Annotated in this window: 4 protein-coding genes; 3 read left to right on the top strand and 1 reads right to left on the bottom strand. The window is 70.8% G+C overall.

Going from position 1 to position 8,862, the window contains the following annotated elements; all coding sequences use genetic code 11:
- On the bottom strand, positions 1-1,901 hold a 1,901-nt coding region (locus ABD747_RS15110), incomplete at its 3' end, for an alpha-amylase family glycosyl hydrolase (protein ID WP_344805982.1).
- 153 nt (positions 1,902-2,054) lie between these two features.
- Between ABD747_RS15110 and ABD747_RS15105 the strand changes: the two genes are divergently transcribed.
- The 3 genes from ABD747_RS15105 (at position 2,055) to smc (ending at position 8,425) form a co-directional block, all read left to right on the top strand.
- The gene (locus ABD747_RS15105) at positions 2,055-3,791 is read left to right on the top strand and encodes a bifunctional metallophosphatase/5'-nucleotidase (RefSeq protein WP_344805980.1); all 1,737 of its coding nucleotides are present in this window, start codon (positions 2,055-2,057) and stop codon (positions 3,789-3,791) included.
- A 290-nt stretch (positions 3,792-4,081) separates the two neighbouring features.
- Positions 4,082-4,666, top strand: coding sequence for a GtrA family protein (locus tag ABD747_RS15100; protein ID WP_344805977.1), 585 nt, complete (start codon positions 4,082-4,084; stop codon positions 4,664-4,666).
- Between the two features lie 153 nt (positions 4,667-4,819).
- The gene (smc, locus tag ABD747_RS15095; protein ID WP_344805975.1) at positions 4,820-8,425 is read left to right on the top strand and encodes a chromosome segregation protein SMC; all 3,606 of its coding nucleotides are present in this window, start codon (positions 4,820-4,822) and stop codon (positions 8,423-8,425) included.
- Positions 8,426-8,862 lie beyond the last annotated feature (437 nt).

The raw sequence follows: 8,862 nt of genomic DNA, 5'->3' as shown, positions 1-8,862 counted from the left end.
CGATAGACGGCGGCCGACAGCGCGGGCAGCCGTACGTCCACCGCCCGGTCCCCGCCCGAGGTCAGCGACGGCGGTGCCTGGTCCGCGCCCCAGATCCGGTCGAACCCCATCCCGGCCGAGTACGTCGGAATCCGGGCCGAGGCCGCCGCGGTCGCGTTGTTCAGCACGACCACGTACTCGATCCGGTCCGTCGCGTCGGTCCGCGAGTAGGCGAGGATGCCGGGCACCGACGAGGAGGCGCGGACCTGCTGGACACCGTCGGCCAGAGCCGGGGTCGTCTCGCGCAGCCGGGACAGCGTGGCGATGGTCCGGTAGAGCGGATGGTTCGGGTCGAAGTTGTCGTCCGCCGGTGTCTGGTCGGAGCCGATGTCGTCGTTCAGCCCGGCGTCGTCGCCCTGGTTGTCGTAGTCCGGGTCCTTGCTGGGAAACATGTCCTGCCGGCCGGCCTTGTCCCCGCCGGGCGCGCCGGTGAAGCCCTGCTCGTCGCCGTAGTAGACGACCGGGTTGCCACGGCTGGTGAACAGCAGCGCGTGCACCAGCTGGTCGCGCGCCAGCAGCTCGGCCTTGCTCGCGGTCGGGTTGTCGTCGCGCAGGAACGCCCCGATGTGGCCCATGTCGTGGTTCCCCAGGAACGTGGGCAGCCCGTAGGCGTTGGAGTCCGCGTCGGTGAACCAGTCGTCGTCATCGAACAGCGTGCGCAGTGCGTCCGTCGGCCCGGATGCGCCGAACGCCCTGGCCTGCTGCTGGAAGGTGAAGTCCAGCACCGCCTGGCTCTTCCCGGCCGTGGTGTAGCGGGACAGGTACGGGTTGGAGAGCAGGTCGTACACCTCGCCGAAGGCGAAGAACTCCGGTTTGCCGGCCGCCTTCGCGGTGGCCAGGATGTGCGGCAGGAACTGCTGCCAGAACTCGAGGTCGACGTACTTCATGGTGTCGATCCGGAACCCGTCGATGCCGTAGTCGGTGATCCAGCCGTCGAAGATCTGCTCCATCCCGCTGACCACCCGCGGCTGCTCGGTGAACAGGTCGTCCAGCCCGGCGAAGTCGCCGTAGGTGTTGGACTCGCCGGAGTACGTCGTGTTGCCCCGGTTGTGGTAGGCGGTGACGTCGTTCAGCCAGGCCGGTCCCTTGAGGTTCTCCTGCCCGGCGGCGACCTCCGGAGCGTACGGGAAGCTGCGGTCCGCGACCAGGCTCGGGAACTGCGCGGAGCCGAGGAAATCCCGGTCGTCGAACGCGTTGCCGTCGGCGTCGACGTACGGCACGTCCTTCTTCAGCACGTAGCCGGCCGGCGCCGGGCCGCCCGGCTTCTGGGCCGGCTGGATCACGTCGGCGGTGTGGTTCACCACGATGTCGAAGTAGACCTTCATCCCGCGCGCGTGGGCCTGGGTGATCAGTTCCCGCAGGTCGGCGTCCGTGCCCAGGTGAGGGTCCACCCGGGTGAAGTCGAGGATCCAGTAGCCGTGGTAGCCGGCGCCGGGATACGGGGTGCCGAGACCCTGCACCGGCATGTTCGCGAAGACCGGCGTGAGCCAGAGTGCGGACGTGCCCAGCCCGCGGATGTAGTCGAGCTTCTCGGTGGTCCCTTTCAGGTCGCCGCCGTGGAACCAGGCGGCACCGGTCGGGTCGAACCCGGTCACCTCCCGCGGACCCGTCAGCCCGCCCCTGTCGTTGTCCGGGTCGGCGTTGGAGAACCGGTCCGGGAGCAGGAAATAGAACCGGTCCCGGGTGGCGGGCGCACGCAGCGAGTCCGGTGCGTCGCCGGGGGCGGGCAGGTTCGCGATCGTGCCCGCGACGGGATACGGGCCGGTCGCGGGCTGAGCGACCACACCGACGGCCACGGCGAGCGCGGCCAGGACGGTGACGAGGAGGAGCCACGGGCGTCGCACGTGGAGTGCTCGAACCAACGCCGGTCTCCTCGCGTCGCCGGTGGACGGATCCGCGTCGACTCTCCCACAGGTTTTCAAACCCCGCGCGAACGATTCCCACAGGGTCTTCTCAGGAGGCACCGACCTGTGAAAGCGTCGGCCTGGCGACCATCTCCCCCGAAAGGCGCGTCCATGTCGATTTCCCCCCTGCTGCGTCGGATGGCCGCTGCCGGCGTCGGCGCGCTGCTGATCGGAACGCTCGGCGCAACCACAGCCCAGGCCGGTGGCAAGCACGATCACCCGAGGCCACCGGCGCCCAAACCTGTGGACGTCCGGGTGATCGGCTTCAACGACCTGCACGGCAACCTGCAACCGCCGACCGGTTCGTCCGGCCGGGTCGTGATCGACGCTGCGGGGAAGACCGTCGACGCCGGTGGCGCGGCGTATCTCGCGACCCACATCAAGCAGTTGAAGAGCGAGGTGAAGAACTCCTTCGTCGTCTCCGCCGGGGACAGCATCGGCGCGTCCCCGCTGGAGTCCGCGCTGTTCCACGACGAGCCGACGATCGACGCCCTGAACGCGATGGGCGTCAAGGCGATGGCGGTCGGCAACCACGAATTCGACGAAGGGTACAAAGAACTGCTACGGATGCAGCTCGGCGGCTGCCACCCGGACGACGGGTGCGTGTTCGACAATCCGTTCCGCGGCGCGAAGTTCCCGATCCTCGGCGCGAACGTCACGCTGGCGAAGAACAACCGGCCGGCCCTGCTGCCGTTCACCGTGATCCGCTCGGGCGGGGTGAACATCGGCGTCATCGGCATCACGCTGGAAGGCGTGCCGGACGTGGTCGTGCCGACCGCGATCAAGGGACTGAAGTTCGGCGACGAGGTCAAGGCCATCGACAAGACCTCGAACCTGCTGCAGCGGCTGGGCATCAAGAGCCAGATCGTCTTGATGCACCAGGGCGACAACACCAGCTTCCCGGCCCTGCCCAACTCCTGCAGCATCGTGCCGGGCGGTCCCGCGGCGGCCATCGCCGCGGCGGCGACCCCGCGGGTGGACGCGTTCTTCGTGGGCCACAGCCACCAGCCGTACAACTGCGTGGTGCAGGACCCGGCCGGCAATCCGCGTCCGGTGATCCAGAGCGCCTCGTTCGGCCGGCTGGTGTCCAGCGTCGATTTGAAGATCGACCCGCGGACCCACGACGTGATCCGGAAGGACACGGTGGCGCTGAACCACATCGTCACCCGCGACGTCACTCCGGACCCGACCGTGCAGGCGATCGTGGACAAGGCGGTGACGCTGTCGGCGCCGTTGGCCAACCGGCAGGTGGGCACCATTACTGCCGACATCACCCGTGCGCCGAGTCCCGCCGGCGAGCAGCCGCTCGGCGACGTGATCGCCGACGCCCAGCTCGCGGCGACCACGCAGAACGGCGCCCAGATCGCCATCACCAACCCCGGCGGCATCAGGGCGGATCTGACCTACGCCGGCTCGACGGCCGGCGAGGGCGACGGGGTGGTCACCTACGGCGAGGCGTTCAAGGTCCAGCCGTTCTCCAACATCATGCAGACGATCACCCTGACCGGAGCCCAGCTGAAGGCCGTCCTGGAGCAGCAGTGGCACGCCGACGGCACCGCGACCATGCTGCAGATCTCCTCGAGCCTCACCTATAGCTGGAGCGAGGCCGCCCCGACCGGGTCGAAGGTGTCGGGCCTGAGGGTGAGCGGCGTGCCGGTCGACCCGGCGGCGACGTACCGGGTGTCGGTGAACAACTTCCTCGCCGCGGGCGGTGACGGCTTCACCGTGTTCGCCCAGGGCACGGATCTGACCGGCGGCCCGATCGACCTGGACGCCTTCACGCAGTATTTGACGGCCAATTCCAACCTGGCGCCGCCCGCCCCGGGCCGGATCACCAAGCTGCCCTGACCCCGGCCCCTGCTTGGGCGACCCGCCCGTCCTCGGAAAGTGTGCAGATCCTGCAGGCGACACGCCGGTCGACCTGCAACAGCCGCACACTTTCCCGGGATCGGGGGCCGGTGACGCGGCCCGGGGGCGCGCCCCGGGGAGGCGGCGCAGGGAGGCGGCCCGGGGGAGGCGGGAGTGTGAGATCGGTGACAACGATGCCAGTTCGTACGCGTGAACCGGCCTGTCGGGGCCGCAGCCGTGGCGCTCGAGGATAGGTCGGCGGCCCGCTCGCCGGTAGGCTTTCCTCCATCGTGGAGCGCATTCGACACTTCCTGCTGGTCAGGCACAAGCAGAACTGGCTGCTGTTCTTCCGGTTCGGCCTGGTCGGCGGCTCGGGCGTGCTCGTCAACATGCTGGTCGTCATCTTGTGCAACAAGCTCGGGCCCAACCCGCACACCGTCGCGGTCGACCTGCCGCTCACCGACTTCAACATCCGCTGGTACCACGTCTACTCCACCATCGCGTTCCTGATCGCGAACCTGTGGAACTTCCAGCTGAACCGCTGGTGGACGTTCAAGAGCGCCAAGCACGCCGGCTGGCTGCGGGAGTATCTGCCGTTTCTCGCGGTCGGCCTGGTCGGGCTGCTGGTGAACCTGGCCGTCGTCACCCTGCTGCTGAAGGACGGCTCGCCGCTGGCCCTGCCGACCAGCGTGTTCGACGACTCGACCGGGTTCCGCAACCGCTACTACTGGGCACAGCTGATCGCCATCTGCGTCGTGGTGCCGCTCTCGTTCGTGCTGAACAAGATCTGGACGTTCGCCGCAGTCCGCGGCCGGCCGGCGGAGACGGTCGCCGTCGAGGAGACCAAGCGGGACACACCGGCCGGCGCCGCCTGAGGTCCCGGCACTGGTCGGTGCCGGGAACTAGAGTGAAGGGGCCTTCCCGCAGGACGCCCCGGGCCTGAACGCGAACCCGCCGGGGACCAAACCGACGGGGCGGCCCGTGCGCCGGAGCTTCGGCGCCGTGGCCGGTCCGGAGAAAGGTCACGCGTGCACCTCAAGAGCCTGACCCTGCGCGGATTCAAGTCCTTCGCCACGGCGACGACCCTGAACTTCGAGCCGGGCATCACCTGTGTGGTCGGCCCGAACGGGTCGGGCAAGTCCAACGTGGTGGACGCGCTCAGCTGGGTGATGGGGGAGCAGGGCGCCAAGAGCCTGCGCGGCGGCAAGATGGAGGACGTCATCTTCGCCGGTACGTCCGGGCGCGCCCCGCTGGGCCGGGCCGAGGTCGTGCTCACCATCGACAACACCGACGGCGCGCTGCCGATCGACTACACCGAGGTGACGATCTCGCGGACCATGTTCCGCAACGGCGGCTCCGACTATGCGATCAACGGCAACAACGCCCGCCTGCTGGATGTCCAGGAGCTGCTGAGCGACTCCGGCATCGGCCGGGAGATGCACGTGATCGTCGGCCAGGGTCAGCTCGACACGATCCTGCAGGCGACGCCCGAGGTCCGCCGGGGTTTCGTCGAAGAGGCGGCCGGCGTGCTCAAGCACCGCAAGCGCAAGGAGAAGGCGCTGCGCAAGCTGGAGGCCTGCGAGGGCAACCTGAACCGGCTGTCCGACCTGATCGGCGAGATCCGCCGGCAGCTCAAGCCGCTCGGCCGGCAGGCCGAGGTGGCCCGCAAGGCGGCGGTGATCCAGGCGGAGCTCCGGGACGCGAAGGCCAGACTGCTGGCTGACGACCTGCTGCAGGCGAGCCTGGCGATGGAGTCCGACGTGGCCGACGAGGAGGCGCTGCTGGAGCGCCGCCGGAGCCTGGAGGCGGCGCTCGAGCAGGCGCGGCAGGCCGAGACCGAGGCCGAGGAAGCGGTCCGCGCCGGGGTGCCGCGGCTGACTGCCGCCCAGGAGACGTGGTATTCGCTGGCCGCCCTGCGGGAGCGGGTCGCGACCACGCTGTCCATCGCGGGGGAGCGGGTCCGCAACGCCGAGGACGAGGTCGGTGAGGTGCGGCAGGGCCGCGACCCCGACGAACTCGACCGGGAGGCCGGCAAGATCGCCGCCGAGGAGGCCGAGCTGTCGGCGGAGGCGGGTCGCCGCGCCGATGCCCTGGAGGCGGCGAGCGAGAACCGCGAACGGGTGGAGAACGACCACCGCGCCGAGGAGACCCGGCTGGCCGCGATGATCCGGGCTGCGGCCGATCGGCGCGAGGGACTCGCCCGGCTGACGGGACAGGTGAACTCGCTGCGCTCGCGCGCCGACGCCGCGGAGGCGGAGATCGGCCGGCTGACGACGGCCAGCCAGGAGGCCGAACTGCGTGCGGAGCAGGCTTCTCGCGCGTTCACCGCACTGGAGACGACGGTGGCCGGCCTGGAGGGTGGCGAGTCCGGCCTGGACTCCGACCACGACGCGGCGCTGGCCAAGCTGGAGGCGGCGGAGGCGGAGCTGGCCGAGCTGCGCCAGCAAGAGAGCCTCGCCGGCCAGGAGCGGGCCGCGCTGACGGCCCGGGTCGAGGCACTCCAGGTCGGTCTGGTCCGCAAGGACGCCTCGGCGGCACTGCTGGCCGCCTCCGAACAGCTCGACGGGGTGCTGGGCTCGGTCGCGGCGCTGATCGAGGTGGAGCCCGGCTACGAGGCGGCGGTGGCCGCGGCCTTCGGCTCGGCGGCCGAGGCCGTCGCGATCCAGGACCTGGACGGTGCGATCGGTGCCTTCGAGCACCTGAAGCGCGAGGACCTCGGCCGGGCCAGCCTGGTCATCGCGGAGGATCTTCGATCCGATCCGGCCGAGCTGAGCCCCCAACCCGTGACCGGTCGCCGCGCCGCAGCGATCCCCTCCGACATCGCGGCTCGCTGGTTGCTCGACGTGATCAGGTGCGATCCCCGGCTCGAACCGGCCGTGCGTCGGTTGCTGGACGAGGTCGCGGTGGTGGCGGATCTGGACGAAGCTCGCACGCTGGTCGGCGCGCGATCCGACATCACCGCGGTGACCATGGGCGGCGACGTGCTGGGGTCCTACACAGCGGCCGGCGGATCCAGCGCGCAGCCGAGCCTGATCGAGGTGCAGGCGGCCATCGACGAGGCCACCGAGAAGCTGGCAGCGGCCAATCACGCCTGCGAGCGGCTCCGGTTCGCCCAGACCGAGCTGACCGCGCGGCGCGAGTCGGCGGCCGAGGCGGTGGAGGCCACCCTGGCCCGGTTGCACGAGTCCGACGCGGCGATGGCCGCGGTGGCCGAGGAACTGGGCCAGCTCAGCGCCTCCGCCCGCTCGGCGCAGGGCGAGGCGGAGCGGCTGCGGAAGGCGATCACGGCTGCCGAGGAGGCCCGCGACAACGACCTCGCGGGGCTGGCCGACCTGGAGTATCGGCTCGAGCGGGCCAGCGACACCGAGGACGAGCCCGAACCGGACCCCGCCCGTCGCGACGAGCTCGCCGAGGCGGCCCGGCTGGCCCGGGCCGCGGAGATGGACGCGCGGTTGGCGCTGCGGACGATGGAGGAACGGGTCCGCGCCCTGGCGGGCCGCGCCGACGCGCTCCGCCGGGCGGCGGAGAACGAGCGGCAGTCCCGGGCCAAGGCGCTCGCCCGGCGGGAACGGCTGCGCCGGGAGGCGGCGGTGGCTCGCGCCGTGCTGGCCGCCGGGACCGAGCTCGCGCGACGGGTCGAGGCCTCGATCGCGCTCGCCGGCGCCGACCGGGCCGAAGCGGATGCCGCCCGGACCGAGGCGGAGGCCGGGCTGGCGGCGGCGCGGAAGACCGTGCGGACGTACGCGGCGGACTTCGAGGCCCTGGTCGACACCGCGCATCGCGACGAGATGGCCCGAGCAGAGCACCGGATGCGGATCGAGGCGCTGCAGGAAAAGGCGATGACCGAGCTCGGTCTCGAGTCGTCGGTGCTGCTGGACGAATACGGTCCCGAGCAGCTCGTCCCGGTGCTGACCAGGCCGGACGGCACCGCGCTGACTCCCGACGACGAGCAGCCCGAGCCCAGGCCGTACGTCCGGGAAGAGCAGCAGAAGCGGCTGCGGGCGGCAGAACGCAACCTCGGCGTGCTCGGCCGGGTCAATCCGCTGGCCCTGGAGGAGTTCGACGCGATGGAGGAGCGGCACCGCTTCCTGTCCGAGCAGCTGGAGGATCTCCGCAAGACCCGCAGGGACCTGTCCGACATCATCGCCGACGTCGACGCCCGGGTGGAGCAGGTGTTCGCCGAGGCGTACGCCGACGTCGAGAAGGCGTTCGAGCGCGTGTTCGCTCGGCTTTTCCCCGGCGGCGAGGGCCGGCTCGTGCTGACCGAGCCCGGCAACTGGCTGACCACCGGCATCGACGTCGAGGCGCGCCCGCCGGGCAAGAAGATCAAGCGCCTCTCGCTGCTCTCCGGCGGGGAGCGCTCGCTGGTCGCGGTCGCGTTCCTGGTGTCCCTGTTCATCGCCCGGCCCAGCCCGTTCTACATCCTGGACGAGGTCGAGGCCGCGCTGGACGACACGAACCTCGGCCGGCTGCTGGAGATCTATGAGGAGCTGCGCGAATCCAGCCAGCTGCTCGTGATCACCCACCAGAAGCGGACGATGGAGATCGCCGACGCGCTCTACGGCGTCACCATGCGCGGCGACGGCGTGTCCGCTGTGATCTCCCAGCGCCTGCGCGAGACCGACGTCGCCTGACCGCGCTCGCGGCTCCCACTTCGCCCGCCGAACGGCGACTTCGCCTGACGACTGGCACCACCTCGCCGGCCTCCGACTGGCGCACTCCCGGCTTCCACTTCGCGCGCCGAACCGCGACTTCGCCTGACGACTGGCACCACCTCGCCGGCCTCCGACTGGCGCACTCCCGGCTTCCACTTCGCGCGCCGAACCGCGACTTCGCGCACCGTCGCCCGTGAGCGAAGTCGCACCAAAGTCAGCGAAGTGGTGGTGCGCGGGTCCGCGCGGGCTCAGTCCCAGGTGGTTGCAGCATGGGAACAGCCTGGTCTCGGGCCGGCTGGGGCGGTAGCCAGGCTAAAGACTCGGACCGGCTGGAGTGGTGGCAGCGCCAAAGGCTCGGACCGGCTGGAGTGGTGGCAGCGCTGAAGGCTCGTACCGGCTGGAGTGGTGGCAGCGCT

The sequence above is a fragment of the Microlunatus ginsengisoli genome (genome assembly GCF_039537205.1).
Lineage (GTDB): Bacteria > Actinomycetota > Actinomycetes > Propionibacteriales > Propionibacteriaceae > Microlunatus > Microlunatus ginsengisoli.
Note: the sequence above shows the minus strand (reverse complement) of the source record. Positions and strands in the feature narration are given on the sequence as shown.